Genomic DNA, 25,187 nt, shown 5'->3' with positions numbered 1-25,187 from the left:
TCGGGAGGGGCAGAGCAGGCAAAATCTGAGTTAACGCCCCTCCCCTTCGCAGGGAGGGGCTGTACGGGCTCAGTTAACCGTCACTTTCGCCGGACGGCTGGCATACAGATACAGCAAGGTGGCCGCAATCACGCAAAACGCCATCGAGCCCACCATCGGCCAGGCGCTTTTCGCGGTAAACAACGAGAGGATTGAACCGATCGCCGCACCTGTACCGAAACGAATCGTTCCCGCCAGCGACGCTGCGGTGCCTGCCATATGCGGGAAATCATCCATGATCACCGCCATCGCATTGGACGTCACCATCGCAATTACGCCGACGTAACCTGCCACGCCCATCACCATCGCCCAGAACGGTAACCCGAGCAAACAGACCACCACCAGCCAGATGCCCATCACCAGCTGTACGAACAGGCCGAAGCGGAACATTTTCACCGCGCCCGCGCGGCGGACGTTGCGGCTGTTTATGATAGTCAGGATAACCAGCGCCACGATGTTCAGCGCAAAGTAAAAGCCGAAGTGCTGCGGCGAAACACCGTTAAGTTCGATATACACGAACGGACCGGCGCTGAGGAAGGAGAACATCCCGGCGAACGAGAAACCACTCGCCAGCATATAACTCAGCACGCGCTTATGGCGAAACAGCGACACGAAGTTGCCGATACTGGTGCGCAGATGGAATTTTTGTCTTCGCTCTTTGGGCAACGTTTCTTTGATGTATACCGCCACCAACGTAGCGGCAATCAGGGCAGCAATGGCCATCGCCCAGAAAATCGCGTGCCAGCTAAACAGCACCATCAGCACGCCGCCCAGCATTGGAGCGAGCAACGGCGCGACGGTCATCACCAGCACCACGAAAGACATCATTCGCGAGAACTCGTCTTTGGTGAACATATCGCGCATCAGCGCGTTGATCACCACGCTGGCAGCCGCAGCAGCTAACCCGTGCAGGAAGCGCATCCAGACCAGTTGCTCGACCGACTGCGCCATCGCACAGGCACCGGCCGCTACCGCAAAGATCATTACGCCCCAGAAAATGACCGGCTTACGTCCGAGGCTGTCCGCCATCGGCCCGTAAAACAGCTGCCCTATCGCAAAACCCAGCACGTACGCGCTGAGGGTCATTTGCACACTGCCCGCCGGAACACCATATTCCTGCGCGATCACGGGCATACTTGGCAGATACATATCGATAGCTAAAGGCATCAGCATCGATATCAATCCCAGAATGAAAATCAATCCAATATGGGATACCGGTTTTTCCTGCACGTTCACCACCCAATTAATAAGACAAAGTAAAACTATCGCCCAGGCATGCCAACGCTGGCAATTTCCTGCTCAGTTAAACGACGGTACTGACCCGGCTCTAAATCTTCATCCATCACGATCTCGCCGATACGCTCACGATGCAGCGCCACCACGTGGTTGCCCACCGCAGCAAACATGCGTTTCACCTGATGGTAACGGCCTTCGCTGATGGTCAGTCGCACAACACGCTCATCGATTTGCTCGAGCTGCGCCGGTTTGGTCAGAGAATCTTCGTTGTGCAGTTGCACGCCCGCTTCGAACTGCGCGGCGGTGTCATCAGCCAGCGGATTCTCGAGCGTCACCAGATAGGTTTTTTCGCACTGATGGCGAGGCGAGGTAACACGGTGCGACCACTGGCCGTCGTCGGTCATCAACACCAGACCAGTGGTGTCGATATCCAGGCGTCCTGCCGCATGCAGTTTGTACGCTACTGGCTCTTCGAGAAAATACAGCACGGTCGGATGATCGGGATCGTCCGTAGAACATACGTAGCCCTGCGGTTTGTTGAGCATGAAATAACGTGGACCGGTGATTTGATCCAGCACATTGCCGTCGAAGGCGACGACCTGCTCGGGGCTGATTTTCATCGCGCCGGTTTTGACGATGTCACCGTCAACGGTGACACGTTTATTGCGAAGCTCGCGCAGCACGAGCGCGCGGCTTACACCTAATTGCTGAGATAGAAACTTGTCCAGACGCATTGGATCGGCTTGCCTTACATGGCGATCTGAGTGACCGCGTTACTGATAAAACACAAGACCCCGCCGCCGCATTTAAGCAACTGACAGGGTTCAGGGTTGTTCGGTTCGTAATACTTTCAATTCGCAATAACTGCAAAACGTGATTATTACTTCGAGGGGGCAGACGCACTGCCGCATTGAGACAGAGAGTATAGCCGCGCTTAGCGGAGCATCCTAGAAGGAAAACATAAAAATAAGCAGGCTAAACATTCACGTCGGGTGATTTGATTGCTCATCGCCATCCGGCGGATTTCTTGGCATACTTCACCACTGTGGTTATTTACAGGAAAAAACCAAAAGGTGACTGGTAAACCGTGACTGCTTTTACACTCCGCCCCTATCAGCAAGATGCCGTGGATGCCACGCTGCGTCATTTCCGTCAGCACGATGAACCGGCGGTGATTGTGCTGCCCACAGGCGCCGGAAAAAGTCTGGTGATTGCCGAACTGGCCCGCGTGGCGCGTGGCCGCGTGCTGGTGCTGGCGCACGTCAAAGAACTGGTCGCGCAAAATCACAGCAAATATCTTTCCTACGGTCTGGAGGCGGACATCTTCGCCGCCGGGCTGAATCTTAAACAAAGCAGCGGCAAAGTGGTGTTTGGTAGCGTGCAGTCCGTCGCCCCCAATCTGGCGGCATTCAGCGGCGAGTTTTCCCTGCTGATTGTCGATGAATGCCACCGGATTTCCGACGACGATACCAGCCAGTACCAGCAAATCATCACCCACCTGAAAGCGCAGAACCCGCGCCTGCGGCTGCTCGGGCTGACGGCCACGCCCTATCGTCTCGGCAAAGGCTGGATTTATCAGTATCACCATCAGGGCATTGTGCGCGGCGACGCCAACAGCCTGTTCCGCGACTGTATTTATGAACTCCCGCTGCGTTACATGATCAAAAATGGCTTTCTGGTGCCGCCGGAGCGGCTGGACATGCCGGTGGTCAGCTACGATTTCAGCCGTTTACAGGCCAACAACAACGGGCTGTTCAGTGAAGCGGATCTCAACAACGAACTGCGCCAGCAAAAACGCATCACGCCGCACATCATCAGCCAGATTGTCGAATTCTCGCAGGATCGCAAAGGCGTCATGATCTTTGCCTCCACTGTCGAACACGCAGGGGAGATTTTCGGTCTGCTGCCAAAAGGCGAAGCGGCGCTTATCAGCGCACAAACCCATGCGGTCGAGCGTGACCGGCTGATCACCGCCTTTAAACAGCAGCAGTTACGCTATCTGGTGAACGTTTCAGTGCTGACCACCGGCTTCGATGCGCCGCACGTCGACCTGATAGCCATTTTGCGGCCAACCGAATCCGTCAGCCTGTACCAGCAAATTGTCGGACGCGGGCTGCGTCTCGCGCCGGGAAAAACTGACTGTCTGATCCTCGATTACGCCGGAAATCCGCATGACCTCTTTACACCGGAAGTCGGCAGCCATAAGCCTGCGGGCGATAACAAACCGGTGCAGGTGTTCTGCCCGGCCTGCGGCTTCGCCAATATCTTTTGGGGGAAAACCACTGAAGACGGCACGATTATCGAGCATTTTGGCCGCCGCTGTCAGGGTGTGCTGGAAGATGACGACGGCAACCGCGAGCAGTGTGATTTCCGCTTTCGCTTCAAAAGCTGCCCGCACTGCGGCGCAGAGAACGACATCGCCGCGCGCCGCTGCCATCAGTGTCAGGAAATTCTGGTCGATCCTGACGATATGCTCAAAGCCGCACTGCGCCTGAAGGATGCACTGGTACTACGCTGCGGCGGCATGAATCTTGAACACGGGCGCGACGATAAAGGCGAATGGCTGAAAATCACCTACTACGATGAAGATGGCGCAGACGTGTCCGAACGTTACCGGCTTAGCACGCCTGCCCAGCGAATGGCGTTTTTGCATAATTTCCTGCGACCGCATCAGCGCGCGCCGGGTGTACCGCTCGAATGGAACACCGCGGCGGATATCGTCGCGCAGCTGGTTTTGTTGCGGCACCCGGATTTTGTGGTTGCACGCATGAAAGGTCAGTTCTGGCAGGTGCGGGAAAAGATGTTTGATTACGAGGGGCGATACCGGCGTGCCAACGAGCTGCGCGGATAATATCCAGATAGGACTTTTAGTCCCACGGGTATTCCGGTATCATACCGCCCGCTTTCGCCATGTGTGGGAGCAGCAATACTCAACTCGTCACTCGGTCGCAGGTGGCGGGGCAAATTTATAAAGAAGTATTTCTTATAGAGAAACATACAATGTTCACTATCAATGTTGAATTACGTCCAGAAGCAGAGCAGGGCAAAGGTGCGAGCCGCCGCCTGCGTACAGAAAACAAATTCCCAGCTATCGTTTACGGTGGCTCAGCTGCTCCAGTTTCCATCAAACTGGACCATGATTCTGTAAAGAACATGGAAGTTAAAGCGGAGTTCTACTCTGAAACTATTACTTTGGTTATCGACGGTAAAGATACCCTGGTTAAAGTTCAGGCTGTACAGCGTCACCCGTTCAAGCCAAAACTGGCTCACATCGACTTCGTTCGCGTTTAATCGCTGATCGGGTTGTTGCGCATCGGGACGCCGTGCGAGAACAAATAAAAAACACCGCCCAGGCGGTGTTTTTTATTGGCTGCGATCCAGGTTCGCGCTGTGCTCCTCCCCTTCGCAGAGGAGGGAGTCGACCTGGCTATTTTCTCATTATTTATTTGCCGGATTTTCGCTGCAACTGATCCCGCAGATTCGGCGGTGTGCCTTTGATGGTCAGTGTGTCGGTCGCCGGATCCCAGAAAATACGTTCGCCCATCAGCATCGCATCAAAGTTGATAGTAAGACCGCCGCCGCTGCCAGCGAATTTGGTCAGCTGACGCAGCGTACTGCGATCTGCCGGGAAAGTTTCTTCCAGCTGATAGCCCTGCTCCTGGGTAAATTCTTTGAATTTCTTGTCATTCCACGGCGGCAGTTCTTCAGACAAATCATCCAGCGCGATCTCTTCGCCCGCCTGCAACTGCTCGTTGCAATAGGTATAAACCTGCTGACGGTAATTCTGACGCTCGTTTTTATCGAGCTGCGCTTCCGTACAGAAATCATCGACCGCCTGCAATAAGCCACGGTTCTGCGCTTTGGTGTCAAGCCCGACCCCGGCGCCAAGGAAATCCATGAAGAAATCAGAGACCTTGCGCCCTACCCGGCCTTTCAGGAAGGTCAGATAGCGGGTGGATTCCGGATTGGTTTCCCATTCGGTCAAATCGATACGCGCCACGATATCCGCATGGTTGATGTCGAGATAATGAATGCTGCTAACGTCCAGCTGTTCGTTGACGCGCATACTGCTGCGGCTGCTGAGCACTGCGACCAGCAAATATTCAACGGCTAAGAAGCGATAATGGCAGAACAGCACCACGCCGCCTTCGGCGAACGGATACTTCGCCAGTTCATCACGCAGGCGGCCGGTGGCGGCGCGGCTGAATGACAGGAAATCATCGTCCCCTTTGCGGCAGCTGCGTAACGCCTCTTTCAGCTCGCTGTCTTCGTTGAACAGACCATAGGCTTTGCTTTTTGCGCTATAAACGCGGTGCAGTTCAGCCATCATTTCGTCAACGGCAGCATTAGGCGTCAAAAGCGTATCGCGCAGCACAACATCCAGCGTTTGCTCATCGCGCTTGTTCAACTGGTGCAGAGCGATCTGCTCGATATCCAGACTCATGGGGACTTTCTCCTGTTTGAAATGCAGCCGTGTAAGAGGGGTTTGCCTGCGGAGCGTATTCAAACACTGAAGCGCCAAAGCCGCAACCACTCCCACTGCGGAAATACCGATTAATAGATGCGATCAATAACGCAACGTTATCTTCGTTATAAAAATGCGGAAAATGGGGGCGCGTTACGTTAAGATATTGGACTTTGTCAGATCAAGAAGCACATTACTCTATGGCACAATCATCCCGTTACAGTGACGAACACGTTGAACAACTCCTTTCCGAGCTGGCAACTGTTCTGGAAAAGCACCGCGCCCCAACCGATCTTTCTTTGATGGTTCTGGGCAATATGGTGACTAACCTTATCAATACCAGCGTCGCTCCTGCACAGCGCAAAGCGTTATCTCAGTCTTTCGCCAGTGCTCTGCAAGCGTCGATAAGAGAAGATAAAGCCCATTAATCCTTTACTTGCCCAAACCCTCTCATGGTGACAAATAGTCAGCGCTATCGCGAAAAAGTTTCCCAGATGATCAGCTGGGGCCACTGGTTCGCCCTGTTTAATATCCTGCTCATTCTTGGGCTAGGCAGCCGCTACCTGTTTGTTTCTGACTGGCCTTCCTCGCTGCAAGGTCGCATTTACGCGTTCGTCAGCTGGCTTGGGCATTTCAGTTTTATCGGTTTCTCCGCCTATCTGCTGATCATCTTCCCACTGACCTTTGTGGTGATGTCGCAACGTTTGTTGCGATTCCTTTCAGCGATACTGGCAACCGCCGGGCTCACGCTCCTGCTGGTTGATACCGAAGTCTTTACCCGCTTCCACCTGCACATTAATCCTGTGGTGTGGGAGCTGGTCGTCAATCCCGGACAGGGTGAGATGGCGCGCGACTGGCAGCTGATGTTTATCGCCTTGCCGGTGATTTTCCTGCTTGAAATGCTCTTTGGTACCTGGGCGTGGCAGAAGTTGCGCAGCCTGAACCGCCGCAATTTCGCCAAACCCATCGTCGTACTGTTTATCGTCAGCTTCTTTGCTTCGCACCTGATGTATATCTGGGCGGATGCCAATTTTTATCGTCCGATCACCATGCAGCGCTCGAATCTGCCACTGTCTTATCCAATGACGGCGCGTAAATTCCTTGAGAAGCACGGTCTGCTAAATGCTGCGGAGTACCAGAAGCGTCTTGTTGAGCAAGGGAATCCGGAAGCACTGGCCGTAGAGTATCCGCTGAACAACATCACGTTCAACGCCACCGGTACCAAATACAACCTGCTGATGGTCGTACTCGACGGCGTTCACACGTCCACGCTAAACCAGGATATGCCTGCGCTGACAGAATTCGCCAGAGAGAATGTCCGTTTCGGCCAGCATTTCAGTTCCGGCAACCGTGAAGATACCGGCCAGTTTGGTCTGTTCTACGGTATATCTCCGACTTATATGCCGGGCATTCTGGCGGCGCGAAAACCTTCGGCGCTGGTCACTTCTCTGGAACATCAGGGCTACGAATTTGGTTTGTTTGCCTCTGACGGCTTTGATAATCCGCTGTATCGTCAGGCACTGCTGACCGACTTTACGCTGCCCGCACCGGTCAAACAGACTGATGAACAGACGGTCGCCCAGTGGAGGCAGTGGTTGAACGTACGCGGCAACGGCCCGTGGTTCTCTTACGTCAATCTCAACGGTATCAGTTCCGCGCTGCGTCAGAACGGCGACAGCGTTCCGGTGGGCAACACCTTTATTCATCGTTATCAGCGCGGCGCGCAAAACGTTGATCAGCAAATCACGACTATCCTGCAATCGCTGAAAGAGCGCGGAGAACTGGATAAAACCGTGGTGGTCATCACCGCCTCGCACGGCATTGAATTCAACGAGAACGGCACATGGGGTTCAGGCAACACAATGAACCGCCAGCAAATGCAGGTTCCGCTGATCATTCACTGGCCGGGCACCCCGGCGCAGAATATTGACAAGCTGACGGCGCATGCGGATGTGATGACCACGCTCATGCAACGCCTGCTCCACGTGACAACCTCCCCCGCAGATTACTCGCAGGGCGAAGATTTGTTTGCCGCCAAACGCCGTCACAACTGGGTCACCACCAGCGATGAGGGTACGCTGGTCATCACCACGCCAACTCAGACGCTGGAACTGGAAAGCGACGGCGATTACCGTGCGTTCGATGAGAACGGTAAGCGCATTAAAGATCAAAAACCTGAGCTGAGCCTTCTGCTTCAGGTGCTGACCGACGAGAAACGCTTCCTCGCCAACTGATTTTTTTGCATAAAGTACATCGTTAAAAAAGGCCTTCACCGATCTGTCAGTGAAGGCCTTTTTGTTTTGTCAGTATGTGGATTAGAACCCCGCCCACCACAGCCTGGCTTTCATCCCCCAGTACGATGTCCAGCCGGTGGTCGTGCTGACCACTCTGCCTTTATCAATAATGACGAACGTCGGCGTCACGCCAACGTCCCACTGGGCGGAAAGCTCGCCGAGCGGGTCATTCACCACCGGCATCGCGATATTTTTCGCCGCCAGATACTGCCGGATTTTCACTTCATCGCCAGAACGCAGCGCCACGGAGAGAACGTTACCACCCTCTTCTGCCAGCGCCGCCACGTCTGGCGTGGTCATTTTGCATACCCCGCACCACGTTGCCCAGAAGTACACCAGCAGCGGTCGCTGCTGGCTTTGTTCAAGCAAAGTGATTTTCTGACCTTCGAGTAATTGTAATGGCTGACTGCCGAAATTAGCCGGTGCCTGAGGTCCGCGCAGGAAATCCATGGCGAACATTACGGCCACAATAATCAGCACCAGAATGCCCAGCTCACGCGCCCAGCGTTTAAGCTTTGTCATGCTTCACCTTTGCCAGCTGCTCCTTCACAAGTTTATTGAGATCGTCCCAGCTGATCGCGCCTGCCACCAGCTGATCGCCAATAATGGTGGCCGGTGTGCCCTGAATACCCAGCACTTCGGCGATTTCCACATTGGTTTTCAGTTCAAGATAACTGGCGGGCGTGACCGTGATTGGCGCAAGTCCCACGCTTTTCACTGCTTCCACCGCGCTGGCCTCGTCATGTGGCCCCTTTTTGGACATAAGACGCTGATGCACCGCCTGAAACTTTTCGGGATGCTGCTCCCAGACGGTCATCGCCGCGCGACCGGCAATGATCGAACTGGCCCCGCGAAACGGCAGCAGTTTGATGACCACGGATACGTCCGGATTTTCCTTCACCACCCGCTCCAGCAGCGGGTCGAACTGTTTGCAATACGGGCAGTTATAATCGGTAAACGACACAATGGTCAGCCGCGGATTTTTCGCGCCAAAGTGCGGCGTAGCGGGGTTGTTGAACAGCGTTTCCTCCGGCGTCATCGCCAGCACAGCCGGGGAAATTACCATCATTAATATCAGCATTAACATTTTCATTATTCAGCTCCGCGGGCTTTTTTCAGCCCTTGTAAAACGGCTTCACGGGTCAGCAGTGGCGATAAAATTTCGCCTTCCGGCTGGGACGGGCCATAAATTTGATTGAAAGGCACAGCGACGCTGCCGCGTTTTTGCAGAAATTCGGTGATGTTTCTCGACGGCAAACTCCAGTCACCGCGCAGGGCGACAACGTGATTTTCCGTTAGCGCTTTTTGCACGTCTTCACGCATCAGAACGTTATATTTATTGGCTTTACAGGTGACACACCAGTCAGCGGTGACATCCACAAATACCACTTTGTTCTGCGCCAGCGCGTCCTCAATTGCCTGTTCGGACAACGGTTGCCAGCGAATTTCATCCCGGCCAGATGGCTTGCCTGAGCTGAAAGTCAGACCAAAGAAAATGATCACCGCGACAATAAGCCCGCCCCCGGTCACCGCGGCCGTGCTGCGCACACCGTAGTGACGGGCAGAAGCAACTGTCAGTACCAGCAATAATAAGGCGGCGATGATAATAACCGTCTGAACAGAAAGGTGATTTTGCATCAAGCTAAGCAACCACAGGCAGGCGGCGAGCATCAGGAACCCGAGCGTCAGCCGTAGTCGCAGCATCCAGCGGCCAGGGCGCGGCAGACGCAGCGCCAGACCCGGCCACAGCGCAATCATCAGCCACGGCAGGCTCATGCCTGCCCCTAACATCAGGAAGACGCCCCACAGCACCGGCAGTGAAGCCGCCAGCGCAAAGGCCACGGCGGTACCGAGAAACGGCGCAGAGCAGGGCGTCGCCAGCAGGGTCGCAAACGCGCCCTCGGCAAAGTGACCGGCTAATCCGCCGCGTTTTTGCGTCGCTAAGCGGGTAGTCATGCGAGAAGGCAGATTGATTTCAAACAGGCCAAGCAAATTGGCGGTAAACAGCGCGGTGACCAGCACCATCAGCCCGATAAACCACGGGTTCTGAAACTGAATTCCCCATCCCAGCGTCTGATGAGTCAGGCGTAATACCGTCATCAGCAAAGCCAGCGCGAGTAACGAGGTAATAATTCCGGCGGAAGATGCCAGAAATTGTACGCGGACGCGTTGCCGGTCACGCTCTGCCACCTGCAAAATACTACCAAGTTTCATACCCAGGACCGGCAGCACGCACGGCATCAGATTGAGAATAAATCCTCCCGCCAGCGCCATCAGCGCAACCTGCCACAACGCGATCCCCTTTACGGACTGCGCAGGAAGTGCGCCGACCTTCAGGCTCATCTGCTGCGCAAGACCATTGTCGCTCAGCACGACACTGACGGTTTTACCGCTGAGTTCACCGGCATCATCGCCCCACTCATCGGTCACCGGCAGCGTCACCCGCAGCTGCTCACCCTCAACCTTCACCACCGGTTTACCAAACGCGCTGCCTTCCAGCGTATCAATAAACAGTTCAGGTTTTTGCCAGCCCTGAGCGCGGTGAGCGTCAATCTGCAAACTTCCGCTGCGATAACCCGCTGAAGCCTTATCCGTCAGCCCCTGCGCAATCGGTACCTTGCCCATCGCCACAGCAAACTCACGGGAAAAATCCTCGCTTTCCGTGGATTTACGCAGATCCAGACTGAAAGGATAATCGGTCAGGATGCAGACGTTGCTGCACACCGGTAACGTCAGCGTGCCGGAGAGCGTTTCCGGCGTTTTACCAGCGAACACCAGCGGCAAACTCACTTCGTCGTGATAGCCCTGGGTGGTGATACCGGCGACATCAAACCGCGACGGCGTCGGCCAGAACCAGGTGGCTGATTTGCCCACGGCGGCATTCTGCCAGCTGATCGAGGGTGCAATACCGCCCTCGCCCGGCGATCGCCAGTAGGTTTTCCAGCCCTTTTCCAGACTGACAGACAGCAGCAGCCGGGTGTGTTGCGCATTAGCGTCCGCAGGCTGAGCCTGCAAACGCACCTTCGCATGGGTATTTTGCGGACTTTGCAGCCAGCCGGAATCGGCCGCTGTCCCGGTATTCAGCCAGAGCATCAGAAAGCAGCCGAACGCCGCCCTGAATAAACTTCGCATAGATTTTCTCCAAAAATAAAAGATCACGTCCTGTTGAACAACGCAGACGTATTTTTATTCCCGGAAAACGCACAGCCGCAGATGTACCCGCAATCGCGGTACAGGCACGGCCTCGGGCAGAAGACAGCGAATGGCCGCCATGTTGCCCCGTGACAAAAAGGCCAGCAGCAGGCTCAGCGCCAGAAATGCAAATTCTAAGAGTAATGGCGGCACAGACAGCAGCGATTTGCTGGCCAGTTCGCAGGGGGTGGGAATAGACGAGAGGTCAGAAGGCAGTTCATTGAGCGCGGGTGAACCTGATTGCGTCACAGCGTCCTGCTTCAAAATGGCAGTCAACGCGTTCAGCCCGGCGATGCGCTGCGTCATACAAGTTAGTATGACAAGACATGCCAGGCAGAAAAAAATCAGTGCTGAACGCCGTTGTGTATTCACAGTTCCCTCATCTATATCCGCGCCATTCTAACTGGCAACAAAACATTCACAAGAGCCAGGGGCCGCGAATTACATGAATTTACGCTCAAAAAGGTGAAACTGATTCCAGTCCATCGGTGAAAAACAGCTAGAGCGCCCCGGTCAGTTACTGTATATTTAGCCAGTTAATAACATTGATAATAACGAGGAAAGTTATGCGGGTTGAACTGATTTTTGACAAACGGAACGTGTCCGGCATCCCTAATGCCAGTGAAAAAATTGAAGCCGAGCTGGCCAAACGCGTTCACCGGATGTTCCCGGATGCTGACGTGAAAGTGAAGCCGATGCAGGCTAACGGGCTGAACACCCACGGTGCCAGCAAGCAGGAACGTTCACAATTAAACCAAATGCTAGAGGAAATGTTCGAAGAAGCCGACGAATGGCTGTCAGTCGAATAAAAAACGGCGTTGTGGTTGCACTTGCTTACAAAGCGCAATTGAAATAAACAATCCATAGCTTGGGCTTAATATAAGATATTGGTGATATACGAAATTCATTATCAATCAGAGCGATGAGTCGCAATATAATGGGTACACACTGGATTGATTTTGTCCGGTTTTAGTGTTCCCGCGCACCTTCGCTTTTCGCTTCAAATGCGTCAATGACTTTGCGAAACCGCCATGCCACCGAGCTCAAAAAAATCCAGCGCCCAACCCCATTTTTACGCCAAGCGCTTTGCGCTGATTTGCCTCGGCATTGTCTGTTGCATGGCGCTTTTGCTTGGCCGGGTGGGCTATTTGCAACTGCTCAATCAGCCGATGCTGGAAAAAGAAGCCGACTCGCGCTCGCTGCGTTCCAACGTTATTCCCGCCGTGCGCGGGACGATATCCGACCGTAACGGCCATCCGCTGGCGTTAAGCGTCGCTTCCAAAGATATTGTCGCCGACCCCTTTCGCATTCTCGAATTGCACAGCGATCTGAACAGCCCGAAATGGCAGTATCTGGCCTCCGCGCTAAATATGCCGCTGTCACAATTACAGCAAACCATTAACAGCGATCCGCAGCGCCGCTTTGTGTATCTGGGCCGAAAAATTGAAGAAGGCATTGCCGATGATATCGGTCAGTTGCATCTGGGTGGCATCAGCAGCATCCATGACGACAGCCGTTACTATCCGATGAGCGAAGCGGCGGCCAATCTGGTCGGCGTGGTGGGCACCGATAACGAAGGTCTGAACGGTATCGAAAAAGGCTTCAACGCGCTGCTAGAAGGTAAACCGGGCATGCGCGAATACCGTCAGGATCGCCACGGTAACGTCATCGGCGTATTGAAAGAAGTCGCGCCACAGCAGCCACCGACCATCAACCTGAGCATCGACAGCTTTATGCAGTACGTTTTGTACTCGCGACTGCGCACCGGCGTATTGCTCAATCAGGCTGAATCTGGCGCAGCGGTACTGGTGGATGTGAACACCGGTGAAATTTTAGGCATGGCGTCGTTCCCGTCCTATAACCCGAACAACTACGCTGGCGTGGCGGTCAAAGACATGCGCAACGTCGCCATCAGCGACAGCTTCGAGCCGGGTTCAACCGTGAAACCGCTGGTGGTGATGGCCGGTCTGGCACGTAAGATGATCCGTCCTGACTCCGTACTTGATACCCATCCGTACACCGTCAACGGGCACCTGATAAGAGACGTCGGCCACTGGCCTGCGTTAACCATCACCGGCATTTTGCAGAAATCCAGTGATATTGCCGTCTCGCACATCGCGCTGGCGATGCCAGCCAACGTGCTGGTGCAGCTCTATCAGTCCTTCGGTTTAGGCAAAGCCACAGATTTAGGCATCGGCGGCGAGAGCAGCGGTTACTTCCCGGCGCACCGTGAGCGCTGGGCGGATATCGAACGCGCCACGTTCTCCTTCGGCTACGGCCTGCGCGTCACGCCGCTGCAAATCGCCCGCGAATACGCCACCATCGGTTCTGAAGGTATTTATCGCCCGCTGTCGATCACCAAAGTGACGCCTCCGGTTCTCGGCACCCGCATTATGTCCGCTGATGTAGTGCGCACCGTGATTCACATGATGGAAAGTGACGCCCTGCCCGGCGGCTCTGGCCTGAGTGCGGCGGTTCCCGGTTATCGGCTGGCTATCAAAACCGGTACCGCAGAAAAAATGGGCGCCAGCGGCAAATACGACGGCGGTTATATCAACTACACGGCTGGCGTCGCACCGGCGAGTAATCCGCGCGTGGCGCTGGTGGTCATGGTCAACAATCCGCAGGCAGGTAAACACTTCGGTGGCTCGGTGGCAGGCCCTATCTTCGGACAAATCATGGGTGAAGTGCTCAACCACATGAACATCGCCCCTGACGCGCTGGTGCCTGAAACGCCGCCAACCACCATCATCAACGGCGGGCAGAAGACCGATCTGGTGAGGCGTCCGGCGACTGAAGGGTAGATCTGCGTCACAAGTTCACTGGATTTGTGGGGGAAATAGGGTTAACGTTCGCGTGATTTGATTCCTGAAACTCAGTTTCAGGAAACTTGCAGATGATTTCCCTATGCTGGAGGAAGAGCTCAGGCTCTGATAAAAAACAATGAAACGCCTTTTTATCGTTTTGCTGGTCTTTGTTGTGGTGTGTCTGGCTGTTATTGCACTGAATATGCAGGGCAGTGGCCCCTGGTAACTGAGGTAGCTTATGCCAACGCGTAAGAACTTTATCATTCTGATCGTTCTTATTCTCGCCGGAATGGTACTTCTGGACGATGGCATTGCCCGGTTAATTCACTGGATCCTGTTACGCTAAATCATGGCCCCCCAGGCTGCACGCGCAGTTCTGCTCTGCGGGCCATTTTGTTCCCCACTTTCCTGAGCAACACCTGCAACGCCATCAGAGCGAAGTCGTGTATAATAGCGATATTCGACATTAATACAGACTGGTTATGGCTCAAGACATTCATCTCGCAATCGTCAGCGCACTCAGCAAATGGATCGAAGGCCACCTTGGCCGCGTGATCCACCTCGAAGAACTGGCTGAGTACTCAGGCTATTCGCTCTGGCACATGCAAAAACTGTTCAAGGAATCGACAGGCATTTCTCTGGGGAAGTACATCAGAGAACGTCGTCTGGCGAGCGCTGTCTATCAGCTGAGCAGCAGTGAAACACCGATTTTTGATATTGCGATGGATTTCGGATTCGGCTCGCAGTCGCATTTCACCTACATGTTCCGCAAGCGTTTCAACATTACGCCCCATGAATTCCGCCAAAACCCCGACATCAAACTCGATGTTTCTCCCCCGCTGCATTTGATCCACCAGAAATCAGCCTGAGGCTGTCAGAACCCCATGTCACTCAGGCCGGGATGCGTATCCGGCCTGCGCCCCAGCGGCCAGTGGAACTGGCGTTCACTTTCCTGAATCGGTAAATCGTTGATACAGGCGTGACGCGCAAACATCTGCCCCTGTTCGTTAAACTCCCAGTTTTCGTTACCAAAGCTGCGGAACCAGTTGCCGGAATCATCTTTCCATTCATAGGCAAAGCGCACCGCAATCCGCGCGCCGTCAAAGGCCCAAAGTTCTTTAATCAAACGGTATTCCAGTTCTTTCGCCCATTTGCGTTGTAAAAATGCGACGACGGCTTCCTGCCCCTCAACGAATTCGCTGCGGTTGCGCCAGCGGGTATCGGCTGAATAAACCTGACTGACCCGCTGTGGATCGCGGCTGTTCCACGCATCTTCGGCCAGACGGATTTTTTCGATGGCGCTTTCGCGGGTGAATGGCGGTAACGGTGGTTTGATTGACATACTGACCTCGGCTGTAGAAGAAAATACTCCCGACACAATAGCGGCGTTTAGCGGGGTTCTCACGCCAAATCGTGCCCATAAAAAAACGCGGCCACTGATGGCCGCGCTCTTTTACTGCTCATTCTTTACTGCACAATTCTAAACGCATTCTGTGTCTGAGAAAGGCACGCTTAGAACTGGTAAACCAGACCCACCGCCGTCACGTCATCGGTATTGATACCAGCGTTGTCGGTGAAGGTGCTGCTGTCGATCAGGTTGATTTTGTAGTCAACGTAGGCCGACATGTTTTTGTTGAAGTAATAGGTCGCACCCAGATCGACGAATTTGACCAGATCCTGATCCTGGTAGTTATTACCCAGACGGTCTGTGCCTAAATCTTTACCGCGAGTCTGGTTATACGCCACGAACGGACGCAGACCGAAGTCGAACTGGTAGCTGGCGTAGGCTTCGAATGCCTGAGACTCATTCGCATAACCGTAAGCTTCTGAATCGGTAGAACCGAAGCGGGAAGCGTTGTACGCCTGAGTGAACATTGCGGCCAGATAGACGTTGTTGGCGTCATATTTCAGGCCACCGGTATAGCCTTCGGCTTTTTTGCCGTCGCCCATGATCCCCGGTGCAGAGTTTTGCTCGTCAGTACGGTCAGAGTTGAAGAAGGCACCCGCCACGCTGACGCCAGCGCCAATATCGTAGCTCAGGGACATCCCGTAACCATCACCGTTCTGGGTCAGCACATCACGCGTACCCGGTTCACCGCCGCCGCTGTCGTTTTTACCCTGATATTGCAGGGCAAAGTGCAGGCCATCAACCATGCCGAAGAAGTTATCGTTACGGTAGGTCGCTACGCCGTTGGTACGCTGGAAGAGGAACTGGTCCGCGCCATAAGTGGATCCATCGAACTCTGGCTGCATGTCGGTCCACGCCGCGACGTCGTACAGCACGCCGTTGTTACGACCATAGTCAAATGAGCCCATATCACCAAATTTCAGACCGGCAAACCCATAACGGGTGAAGGCGCGATCGCCGTCGTCAGAGCTCTCAGCCTGGTTGGCCTGAACCTGATATTCCCACTGTCCATAGCCGGTCAGTTGGTCGGTTATCTGCGTTTCACCTTTGAAACCTAAACGAATGTAGCTCTGATCGCCGTCAGAACCGGCGTTGTTGGAAAAATAGTGTAAACCGTCAACCAGACCGTAAAGGTCCAGTTTGTTGCCATCTTTATTATAGACTTCTGCCGCACTTGCTGAGCCCGCCACTACTAATGCTGGGATCATGAGCGAGAGAACACGGAGTTTCATTTTATTTATCCTCGATAGGTGTCGAGCCGTGCCACTGAATGTAAAGTATCTTTTTTACTTTTTTACTGAGGTAAAACTTTTTTAATTTTTGGCCCGACATGGCAAATTCATTCTCTGGTTATAATTACTATTAATCCAGAGAGAAAATGCTACCAAGTTAGTTAAGACATTTCCTATATACAGTAAGATGTAACAAGATATTTAAAAACAGTAAATTTACCTCTATTTATCTATGTTAAAATAAAGCACGCAAAGCTAATTTTATACAATTACGTTTAAAATCAATAAAATAACTCAGATAGTTACCGCACTAACTGATAAAGCAAATCCTCAGCATTAATATATACTTCATCTCGCTATCATCATTATTTGTTATTGAATTACCCTCATTCCCCGTTTTGTGGAAACAACAGCCGACCCATTGTGGTCGGTTTTTTTTTGCTTTTTAAAATATGATTACGACAGGTGATATTACTTCGCAGTGGTTATTACACATATCGACATTACTCCTCCACAATTAATTCACGCTTTCTCCTTATTTCACACCCGCATTTTATTAATATCTGATATCTAAATGGCGGAATTAGAAAGGAAATAAAGCCTGATTATTAACCGATAAATTATGCAGGGTTTGTTCGTCACTCAGGAACGGATCCGGTAGTATAAGCAAAGTCAGAGCAATCTCGCTGATCTGCGCACTCAACAACGTTAGACTGCGTTGCCACGTTATACCTTCATTATCCGACAGTTCAGGCTTCATAACCGTTCAGGGAAACTCATGCCACAACAGGATCAGTCCGACAACATATCCAAAGCCAGAATGCTGCTGGCAACCCGCCGTTTTCTAAAACTCGACGAGTGGCTGTTGTCACTGATGCGTGGCTGGCAGAACCAGACTGACGATCTCAGCGTTTACGGCCTGCTGATGCACCCGGCGACGCTGTTTACCGGTACCGAATCCCCTCCGCTCAATCCGCTGGAAATTCTCAGCGACTGGGCGCAGCAATGCCCGCAGAGTTATCACGCCCACGTCTTACTCGGTATGGTCTGGCATGAAAATGCATGGCTTATCCGCCAGACGCAGGCCGGTCGGGAAGTGGAGGATCACCAGTGGCTGGGCGCGCAGTTGTGCTGCGACTACGCCGTTCTGGCTTTTTTACGCGCAATTAAATTGCATCAGCGCCCGACACACGCCTACCGCCATATGATGAATCTCAGCGGCGGCTTCGGCGAACCCTACTGGCTGAAATCCCTGTTCGCCGGTGAAATCCCATTACCCTTGCATGAAAAGTTTTCGATTCAGGGCAGTGAAATCTGGCAGGCTGGTGTCGCTCACCTCCACGCCCTCGGGTTTGAACCCGCCACGCACTGGCCGCAAAACTTGCCCGCCGCTTTACACGATACCCGCAAAGCCGGTGAAGAAGCGGTGGATCACTGGCTGCGCATGGCGATGTCGGTACGTCATGCCGACGTCGGCACCATGGAATCCTATTTGTTGTTCCATTCCGCCTTCTGGGGCGGCAGCGACGAGCAACAGATGCTGATTATCGACAGCCCGCTGTGTGCGGAATTCAGCGAAGAAGAACGCAATCAGTTTCGCGCGAATGCCCTTTGCGATGCGCTGTCTGGCGATATTGCCGATCGTGAATCGCCGCGTGCCCTCGAATTACAACAACGTCTGGCTGATTTACTCTCGCAATCTCTCGACCCCGACACACGCATCCGTTTGCTGGATCTGGCAGGTATTTGCATCGCCTACTGGCAGGATGACGATCAGGCCGGATTAGCCGTTTATCACGATCTGTTTGCCGTTTCAGCGCAGGCCATGCCGGGGCATTTCGCCACGATGTTTATCTCCCGCGCGGTGCTGGCGAACGGTAATGAAGAAGGTTTGCCGGTTCTTACGCAGCTTCTCACCCGCGCGCTCAGTCAGGCCAATAACCCGACGCTGGTGGCCTTTGCCGCCGCTGCGCTTCACTCGGGTTTATATGGATTACCGGCAAAACCGGAGTTGTGCAGCGGATTGATGGATCACGCGTGGTCGCTGATGCAGCAATCCGGCGACGAAAAACCCGCTAAAGATCTGGTCACGCTGGCGCACGATATGGCGATCAATGACGATCTGGACGCTGCGCATTTTCTGATGACCGAGATGGCCCGCCACGGCAGCGCCATCCATTGTTATGAGCTGTACTTTTTCTACCGCAATACCTGGCATCAGGACGTTCCGGCTCAGTATCACAATGATAGCAATGCGATGGATTGCGTGCTGAGCGCCGCGCGCTCCGGAATGGTGCCGGCGATGTTCACCTGTGCCAACGCCCTGCGTGAAGGTCTTGGCGGAGAGCCAGATTACGAACAGGCGATGCAGTGGTATCAGCGCGCGATGGACGCAGGGCATTTATCCGCCGCCTACTGGCGCGCCAGCTGCGCGCTGGATAACGGATCTGACGCCGAAAAACGTCAGGCTGCCGAACACTGGCTGCCGGAGATTTTGCACAACGCCGAACATCCGGATCGCGCCGAAGCCGCCTACACGCTGGGCATGGCCTGGCTGACCGGCACCGGTGTGAAGAAAAACCGCTACATCGCAGATCAGTTTATGGCGTTCGTACTGGAAATGAATCCCGAATCGGAGGCGGCCAGAAAGGTTCATGAAGAGCTTAACGGGTCGCTGAGAGCGCGGATGAATTTGTGGCAGGATAAGAGAAAAAGTGAGGGAAGCGATCCCACTCAGGTGTTTCGGCAGGAGCTGCTGCACTAGCGGCTTTAAAATCGACTTCAAGGTCAAAACCTTGGGTTGCCACCCAAACCGGCCTTAAGGACGGCTTATCGCCGCCGCCCTTAAGAATCCCGGACTCTTCAAAACACGTGCCATGCATCCCGGCTCTGTTTCAGCAGCCACAGTCATTGCCGCAGGGTTTTGCGCCACACGCGGGAGCTACAGAACACGTCCTTCGTTCCAGCGGCAGTGCATGTTTTAAAACACGTGGAGATTCCAAAGAGGGCCCGTCCTGGCCCTCTTTGGGCGGTTTCAGCACAGTAGGGTAAGTGATCGCTGTTCGTGAGAAACCGAAATATTTTCGATCCGACTTAGGCATCCAGGGTGCAGCGTTCTGCTGCACTCAAATCAATACCTTATACATCACACTCGTTGACTCCAGAATTCCCCCGGTCGACATCGCGTAATGCGGAATCATGCCACTCAGCGTAAAACCCTGATTTTCATAAAGTGTCTGCGCAGGGCTGCCGGTGACCGTGTCCAGCACCAGCAGCGTTTTGCCTGCTTCGCGCGCCAGCGTTTCAACCCGCTCCATCAACAGACGGGCGATGCCTTTACGGCGGCCATCCGGGTGCACCATCAGTTTCACCACATCCCCGCGATGTTCACCGTTAGCAGGCTGATCGACCACCAGTTGCACCGTTCCCACGATAATCCCGTCAAGGCGCGCCACCAGCAAACGCCGTTCTCCGCGCTCGAAAGCGGGCAACAGCTTTTGCCAGAACGCCTGCGCCTGCACAAATCCAAACGGCAGCACGAAACCAATACTCGCACCCAGCGCGACTGACTGCATCAGCGTCTCCGCCAGGGCATCGAGATCGGCTGCCGGTAGCACACCGCCCTGCACTTCACTGATCACTATTTCACTGCCGCTTTGCATAGCGTTACACCTTATTTCTGACTGAGATTAAGGACGGGAGATGACGATCGCATAACGCGCATCGGCCGGGCCCGGAACATAAAAGGAGGATGCGCCGTGAAGATGAAATCGCAGGCAATCGCCCGGTTCGAGCCGATAACAGCGCGAATCCAGCGTGAAATCCAGCAGGCCTTCCAACATCCAGATGTGCTGCTCCAGGCCGACAACCGGCGGGGAATCATAAACAATGGTGGCACCGGCTTTTAACCGGCCGGAAATCAGTTCAGCGCGAAAACCCGGTGCAGGCGCGGATACCGAGCGACGTTCGAAACCGGTTTCGCGATCATGCCAGACCGGTTGCAGGGCGGCGCGAATCAGCTCCGGCGGATTGTCTTCCAGCGCCATCAGCAGTCTTGACGTGGTCAGGCCATACGTTGCGCTCAGCTTTCCCAGTACCGACGCGGTCGGGCTGGTTTCCGCCCGTTCGATGCGCGACAGCGTGGCCCGGCTGATGCCGGTCCGCTGCGCCAGCTGTTCAAGCGACCAACCCTGCCCAATGCGTAATTCCGCCAGCCGTTCTGCCAGCCGTAAATCGTGGCTGTCCTGTTCGTCTTCCATTCCCGTTCCCTTACCCGAATTCTCAATACAGGGAAATTATCTCTAATCAGGGAAACTGGCAAGTTAAAATAATGTAATCCGTTAGTATTAGCTAAGTTGTACAAAAATAATAAAGTTGTACAACTTTGAGCCAAGACGCTAGAGTTAACATTAGTCTTATGAATATTTGGGTAGCGAATGTCACTTTACAGCATCGGCGAGGTTGCTCGCATTTGTGGTATCAATCCGGTCACGCTCCGTGCGTGGCAACGCCGTTACGGCCTGCTTAAACCGCAGCGCACAGAAGGCGGCCACCGGCTGTTTAATGACGACGATCTCGACACCATCCGCACCATTCTTGGCTGGATAGAACGCGGTATCCCGGTCGGTCAGGTCAAATCGCTGCTCGAAGGCAAAGTCGAGGCATTATCCGGCGACTGGTCAGAATCCGAGCACCGGCTGCTGACCGCGCTGCAAAAAGGCCAGAATCAGAAAGTGCGTCAGGTGATAACCGAACTGGGTCGCGAATATCCGGCCGCAGCGCTGGTCGATAATGTCTTCCGCCCGCTGCGTGCGCGCCTTAACCCCGGCGATCACCGCCTGCGTACCTTGCGCAGCCTGTTCGATGGCCTGGTGATTGAGCACGCGGTGATGTGCATGAACGCCGCCCGCAAACGGCCTGGCCTTCGGGCTGTGGTGCTGGGCTGGGGCGTCATTGACACCGCCGAACTGTGGCTGGAAGCGATAGTTCGTTGTGAAGAAGGGATGCAGGTGGAAGTTCTGCCCGCGCCGCTCGAAGATCCACATTTAGAAAATCTGTTGTGCGATCGGATTTATGTCTGGGCGGAAGGAAAACTGACGCAGATTGAGCGTTTACGTATGGCTCAGTGGGTGGAGCAAGGGCTCACGATCATTTTGCTTGGCAGCGCCTCGGTGTTGCTGGCAGCGGAGGCAGGTAGTCACGAGGAGGCAGAAGACGTTCCTTTCGATGATCCGACCATCGTCCCGTTACACAAATTTAAGGAAAAATAATGATTAAACATTTTCCTGAACCTCCCCTGCCCGCCGACGTATTGACACGACTCTGTGACTTTTATCGTCATCTGGACATGAGCCTGCTCCCGCAGCTGTCGCGCATCTATCATCCGCACGTGGTGTTTATCGATCCGGTATCACATTACGACGGCGTCGACGCGCTGGAGCGTTACTTCGCGCAGCTGCTCAAAAAAGTTAACTACTGCCGCTTTGATATTCAGCCTGCGCTGGTTCAGGGCGATGAAGCATCGTTATTCTGGCGGATGGAGTATTCCCATCCGTCATTGAAAAAAGGCCACGCGATGTCACTTAACGGCGCCAGCCATTTACGTCTGGCGGAAAACCGTATCATCTACCAGCGTGATTATTACGATCTCGGCGCGATGATTTACGAGCACGTCCCGATGCTCGGCGGTGCCGTCCGCGCCATTAAAGCCAGGTTGAAATAATGCGCCGCGTACTGATTACCGGTGCCAGTTCGGGTATCGGTCAGCAACTGGCGCAGGATTACGCCGATGAAGGCTGGGAAGTGACCGCCTGCGGGCGCGACGCCGCCAAACTTGACGCCGTGGCCGCGCACAGTCCTTTGATTATTCCGCTGCGTTTTGATATTACGGATTTGGATGAAACACGTCAGGCATTGCAGGGCGTGACAGCAGATTTAGTCATCCTCTGCGCCGGAACCTGTGAGTATCTGGATAATGGCGTGGTTGAGGCTGAAAAAGTCGCGCGGGTCATTAGTACCAATTTTATGGGGCCGGTGAACTGTCTCGATGCCCTGCTGCCGGGTTTAGCGGCGGGCAGCCGCGTCGCGCTGGTCGGTTCCACCGCCTCCTTGCTGCCGTTCCCGCGCGCTGAAGCTTACGGGGCATCCAAAGCGGCGCTGGCGTATTTCGCCCGTTCGCTGTCGGTCGACCTGATAGCGCGGGACATCCACGTTTCGCTGATCCAGCCGGGCTTTGTCGATACGCCCCTCACTTCACGCAATGACTTCCCGATGCCGATGATGGTGACCGTCAATCAGGCCTCGGCACATATTCGTAAAAAGCTGGCGCACGGTGCCAGTGAAATTGCCTTCCCGCCACTTTTTGCCCGCTTACTGAAGGTCGCCTCGCTGCTGCCGGTCAGCATTCAAAAATGGTTAAGCCGAAAAATGGTGAGATAAGATGACAACAAAAGTGGCTATCGTCGGCAGCGGTATTTCCGGTCTGAGCTGTGCGTGGTTACTGGCACAACGCCAGCCTGATGCAGAAATTACCGTATTTGAATCTGCGGAGACGCTGGGCGGACATACCGCCACGCAGGACGTGGTTTGCGACGGTAAAACGTACGCCATCGACACCGGTTTTATTGTCTATAACACCCGCACCTATCCCGGTTTCATCGCGTTGCTCAAAGAGCTGGGCATTGAAGGCACGCCGACTGAAATGAGTTTCTCGGTGCGCAACCCGGTGAGCGGGCTGGAGTATAACGGCCACTCGCTCAACAGCCTGTTTGCTCAGCGACGTAATTTCTTCAAACCGCAGTTCTGGCGGTTTATTAGGGAAATTTTGCGCTTTAACAAACTGTGCAAAGCGCGTCTGCTCAATGCGCACAATGACGAAGATACGCTGGCCGATTTGCTCGATCAGAACGGTTTCACGCCGTTTTTCGCCCTGCACTATGTATTACCGATGGGTGCGGCGATCTGGTCTTCTTCCCTGAGCGATATGGCGAATTTCCCTCTGTCGATGTTTCTGCGATTTTTCGACAACCATGGTCTGCTCGATGTGACGAACCGTCCGCAGTGGATGGTGGTGCCCGGCGGCTCGCGGGAATACATTCGCAAGATGCAGGAAAAGTTGCCGCGCCGCGTGACGCTGCGCACTAACACGCCGGTGACCAACATCACCCGCACCGCCAGCAACGTGACGCTTCACTCCACCACGCGCGGCGACGAATCCTTTGATCAGGTGATTTTCGCCTGCCATTCCGATCAGGCGCTGGCGATTTTGGGCGACAGCGCCACGACGCAAGAACGTGCCGTTCTCGGCGCACTGCCGTATCAGGCCAACGACGTTATCCTGCATACCGACACCCGTCTGCTGCCGCGTGAAAAACGCGCGTGGGCGAGCTGGAATTATCAGTTGCCCAATTCGCTGAAATCTTCCTCCCGTGCCGATATGCGCGATACCAGCCCGGCGCACACCCGCCGCGCCAGCGTGACCTATAACATGAATATTTTGCAGGGGCTGGAAGCACCGCAAACGTTCTGCGTTTCGCTCAATCCGCTCTCGCCGATTGATGAAAGCAAAGTGCTGTTCCGCGCAACCTACATGCATCCGGTGCTGAATCTGGCCAGCCATCACGCGCAACAGCAGCGTTTTCGCATCAATGGCCATCACCGTACCTGGTTTTGCGGCGCGTACTGGTACAACGGTTTTCATGAGGATGGCGTGAACAGCGCCCGCGACGTGGTCGAACAACTGGATTTGCAGCTGCAACGCGAAGCTGAACAACACACGCCTGCTGCGCTGGAAATGTCATGAACAGCACGCTGTACGTCGGCACGGTGCGCCATCGCCGGTTTACGCCGGTTGAGCATCGCTTCGACTACGACATTTTTATGCCGCTGATTGATCTCGACGAACTGGAGCAGTTGCCCGCCGTTGGCATCAAACTGGAAAGATTTTCCGCCGCCAGCTTTCGCCGCAAAGATTATCTCGGCGGCGGCGACATCAAAACCAAAGCACAGAACAGAATTGCCGAACTGACCGGGGAACGCCCTGATGGCCGCGTGATGTTGCTGTGCCAGCTGTGTTATTTCGGCTGTTATTTCAATCCGGTTAATTTTTACTACCTTTATGATAAGACCGGAGTTTTGCGCTGGATGCTGGCCGAGGTGCGTAATACGCCCTGGAACGAACGCCACACTTACGCCGTCGTCCCCGACGGCTCGCAGCCGGTGCCGAAAGCCTTTCATGTGTCGCCCTTCAATCCGATGGACATGGTCTATCACTGGCGGCTGACACCTCCCGGAAAAGAGTTACACATCACTATCGAAAATCACCGCAAAGAACGTGAATTCGATGCCGCTCTGTCGCTGAAGTCGCTCCCGCTCACCCGCGAGGCGCTGCGCAAGCAATTGTGGCGACTGCCCCTGATGACCGCAAAAACCGCCCTGACCATTTACTGGCAGGCCGTGAAACTGTGGCTGAAACGGGCACCGATTTATTCGCATCCTCCTGTTGATAAGGACTGA

General features: G+C 54.3%; 24 protein-coding genes. 13 read left to right on the top strand and 11 right to left on the bottom strand.

Translation table 11 applies throughout. The features are described from left to right. Positions 1-69 precede the first annotated feature (69 nt). Both TU92_RS11095 and rsuA read right to left on the bottom strand, forming a co-directional pair. On the bottom strand, positions 70-1,269 hold the full coding sequence (locus TU92_RS11095; protein WP_112167402.1) for a Bcr/CflA family multidrug efflux MFS transporter: 1,200 nt from the start codon (positions 1,267-1,269) through the stop codon (positions 70-72). A 32-nt stretch (positions 1,270-1,301) separates the two neighbouring features. After that, the gene (gene rsuA / locus TU92_RS11090; protein WP_112167118.1) at positions 1,302-2,009 is read right to left on the bottom strand and encodes a 16S rRNA pseudouridine(516) synthase RsuA; all 708 of its coding nucleotides are present in this window, start codon (positions 2,007-2,009) and stop codon (positions 1,302-1,304) included. 353 nt (positions 2,010-2,362) lie between these two features. Here rsuA and radD point away from each other — a divergent pair, with 353 nt between their 5' ends. Next, complete coding sequence (gene radD, locus TU92_RS11085; RefSeq protein WP_112167117.1) at positions 2,363-4,126, top strand: DNA repair helicase RadD; 1,764 nt, start codon at positions 2,363-2,365, stop codon at positions 4,124-4,126. Positions 4,127-4,275: 149 nt separating this feature from the next. Then, a complete protein-coding gene (rplY, locus tag TU92_RS11080) occupies positions 4,276-4,566 on the top strand; it encodes a 50S ribosomal protein L25 (RefSeq protein ID WP_112167115.1) in 291 nt (96 codons plus the stop codon). 151 nt (positions 4,567-4,717) lie between these two features. On the opposite strand, the gene yejK is transcribed toward rplY, so the two are convergent. Next, the gene (gene yejK, locus TU92_RS11075; protein WP_112167113.1) at positions 4,718-5,719 is read right to left on the bottom strand and encodes a nucleoid-associated protein YejK; all 1,002 of its coding nucleotides are present in this window, start codon (positions 5,717-5,719) and stop codon (positions 4,718-4,720) included. Positions 5,720-5,940: 221 nt separating this feature from the next. On the opposite strand from yejK, the gene TU92_RS11070 reads away from it, so the two are divergent. Next, a complete protein-coding gene (locus TU92_RS11070) occupies positions 5,941-6,168 on the top strand; it encodes a YejL family protein (protein ID WP_112167111.1) in 228 nt (75 codons plus the stop codon). Positions 6,169-6,192: 24 nt separating this feature from the next. Then, entirely contained in the window at positions 6,193-7,974 is a 1,782-nt protein-coding gene (gene yejM, locus TU92_RS11065; protein ID WP_112167109.1) for an LPS biosynthesis-modulating metalloenzyme YejM, read from the top strand. An 81-nt stretch (positions 7,975-8,055) separates the two neighbouring features. Here yejM and TU92_RS11060 read toward each other — a convergent pair whose 3' ends face one another. The 4 genes from TU92_RS11060 to TU92_RS11045 are packed head-to-tail and all read right to left on the bottom strand — an operon-like array spanning position 8,056 to position 11,532. Then, positions 8,056-8,556, bottom strand: a complete 501-nt coding sequence (locus TU92_RS11060; RefSeq protein WP_112167107.1) for a protein disulfide oxidoreductase — start codon at positions 8,554-8,556, stop codon at positions 8,056-8,058. Next, on the bottom strand, positions 8,543-9,127 hold the full coding sequence (locus TU92_RS11055) for a DsbA family protein (protein WP_112167105.1): 585 nt from the start codon (positions 9,125-9,127) through the stop codon (positions 8,543-8,545). The genes TU92_RS11060 and TU92_RS11055 overlap by 14 nt, the downstream gene beginning before the upstream one ends. Beyond that, the gene (locus tag TU92_RS11050; protein WP_112167103.1) at positions 9,127-11,166 is read right to left on the bottom strand and encodes a protein-disulfide reductase DsbD family protein; all 2,040 of its coding nucleotides are present in this window, start codon (positions 11,164-11,166) and stop codon (positions 9,127-9,129) included. The genes TU92_RS11055 and TU92_RS11050 overlap by 1 nt, the downstream gene beginning before the upstream one ends. Positions 11,167-11,220: 54 nt before the next feature. Further along, on the bottom strand, positions 11,221-11,532 hold the full coding sequence (locus TU92_RS11045; protein WP_244207706.1) for a copper resistance protein: 312 nt from the start codon (positions 11,530-11,532) through the stop codon (positions 11,221-11,223). Between the two features lie 260 nt (positions 11,533-11,792). On the opposite strand from TU92_RS11045, the gene TU92_RS11040 reads away from it, so the two are divergent. The 3 genes from TU92_RS11040 (at position 11,793) to TU92_RS11030 (ending at position 14,902) form a co-directional block, all read left to right on the top strand. After that, positions 11,793-12,035 carry a DinI family protein gene (locus tag TU92_RS11040; protein ID WP_112167099.1) on the top strand — a complete coding sequence of 81 codons (243 nt, stop codon included), beginning with the start codon at positions 11,793-11,795 and terminating at the stop codon, positions 12,033-12,035. A 222-nt stretch (positions 12,036-12,257) separates the two neighbouring features. Continuing rightward, a complete protein-coding gene (locus TU92_RS11035; protein ID WP_112167092.1) occupies positions 12,258-14,030 on the top strand; it encodes a penicillin-binding transpeptidase domain-containing protein in 1,773 nt (590 codons plus the stop codon). Between the two features lie 485 nt (positions 14,031-14,515). After that, a complete protein-coding gene (locus TU92_RS11030; protein WP_056778417.1) occupies positions 14,516-14,902 on the top strand; it encodes a helix-turn-helix domain-containing protein in 387 nt (128 codons plus the stop codon). Between the two features lie 5 nt (positions 14,903-14,907). On the opposite strand, the gene TU92_RS11025 is transcribed toward TU92_RS11030, so the two are convergent. Continuing rightward, on the bottom strand, positions 14,908-15,375 hold the full coding sequence (locus TU92_RS11025; protein WP_112167091.1) for a nuclear transport factor 2 family protein: 468 nt from the start codon (positions 15,373-15,375) through the stop codon (positions 14,908-14,910). A 170-nt stretch (positions 15,376-15,545) separates the two neighbouring features. Further along, positions 15,546-16,673 carry a porin OmpC gene (ompC, locus tag TU92_RS11020; protein WP_112167089.1) on the bottom strand — a complete coding sequence of 376 codons (1,128 nt, stop codon included), beginning with the start codon at positions 16,671-16,673 and terminating at the stop codon, positions 15,546-15,548. Between the two features lie 778 nt (positions 16,674-17,451). On the opposite strand from ompC, the gene TU92_RS11015 reads away from it, so the two are divergent. Beyond that, complete coding sequence (locus tag TU92_RS11015; protein ID WP_112167087.1) at positions 17,452-19,437, top strand: DUF4034 domain-containing protein; 1,986 nt, start codon at positions 17,452-17,454, stop codon at positions 19,435-19,437. 361 nt (positions 19,438-19,798) lie between these two features. Here TU92_RS11015 and TU92_RS11010 read toward each other — a convergent pair whose 3' ends face one another. Together TU92_RS11010 and TU92_RS11005 are read right to left on the bottom strand one after the other, a co-directional pair. Continuing rightward, positions 19,799-20,335, bottom strand: coding sequence for a GNAT family N-acetyltransferase (locus TU92_RS11010; protein WP_112167085.1), 537 nt, complete (start codon positions 20,333-20,335; stop codon positions 19,799-19,801). 27 nt (positions 20,336-20,362) lie between these two features. Beyond that, positions 20,363-20,932: a helix-turn-helix domain-containing protein gene (locus tag TU92_RS11005; RefSeq protein WP_112167084.1), complete on the bottom strand. Its 570-nt coding sequence runs from the start codon at positions 20,930-20,932 to the stop codon at positions 20,363-20,365. 177 nt (positions 20,933-21,109) lie between these two features. Here TU92_RS11005 and TU92_RS11000 point away from each other — a divergent pair, with 177 nt between their 5' ends. From TU92_RS11000 to TU92_RS10980, 5 genes are read left to right on the top strand one after another with little or no spacing between them, the layout of a single operon-like run. Next, on the top strand, positions 21,110-21,943 hold the full coding sequence (locus TU92_RS11000) for a MerR family transcriptional regulator (protein ID WP_112167082.1): 834 nt from the start codon (positions 21,110-21,112) through the stop codon (positions 21,941-21,943). Then, a complete protein-coding gene (locus TU92_RS10995) occupies positions 21,943-22,395 on the top strand; it encodes a nuclear transport factor 2 family protein (protein WP_112167080.1) in 453 nt (150 codons plus the stop codon). The genes TU92_RS11000 and TU92_RS10995 overlap by 1 nt, the downstream gene beginning before the upstream one ends. Then, entirely contained in the window at positions 22,395-23,111 is a 717-nt protein-coding gene (locus TU92_RS10990) for an SDR family NAD(P)-dependent oxidoreductase (protein ID WP_112167078.1), read from the top strand. The genes TU92_RS10995 and TU92_RS10990 overlap by 1 nt, the downstream gene beginning before the upstream one ends. 1 nt (position 23,112) lies before the next feature. Beyond that, a complete protein-coding gene (locus TU92_RS10985) occupies positions 23,113-24,474 on the top strand; it encodes an NAD(P)/FAD-dependent oxidoreductase (protein WP_112167075.1) in 1,362 nt (453 codons plus the stop codon). Beyond that, positions 24,471-25,187, top strand: a complete 717-nt coding sequence (locus TU92_RS10980) for a DUF1365 domain-containing protein (protein WP_112167073.1) — start codon at positions 24,471-24,473, stop codon at positions 25,185-25,187. The genes TU92_RS10985 and TU92_RS10980 overlap by 4 nt, the downstream gene beginning before the upstream one ends.

It is taken from the genome of Rahnella inusitata (genome assembly GCF_003263515.1).
Taxonomy (GTDB): domain Bacteria; phylum Pseudomonadota; class Gammaproteobacteria; order Enterobacterales; family Enterobacteriaceae; genus Rahnella; species Rahnella inusitata.
This window is presented reverse-complemented; position numbering and strand designations above follow the sequence as displayed.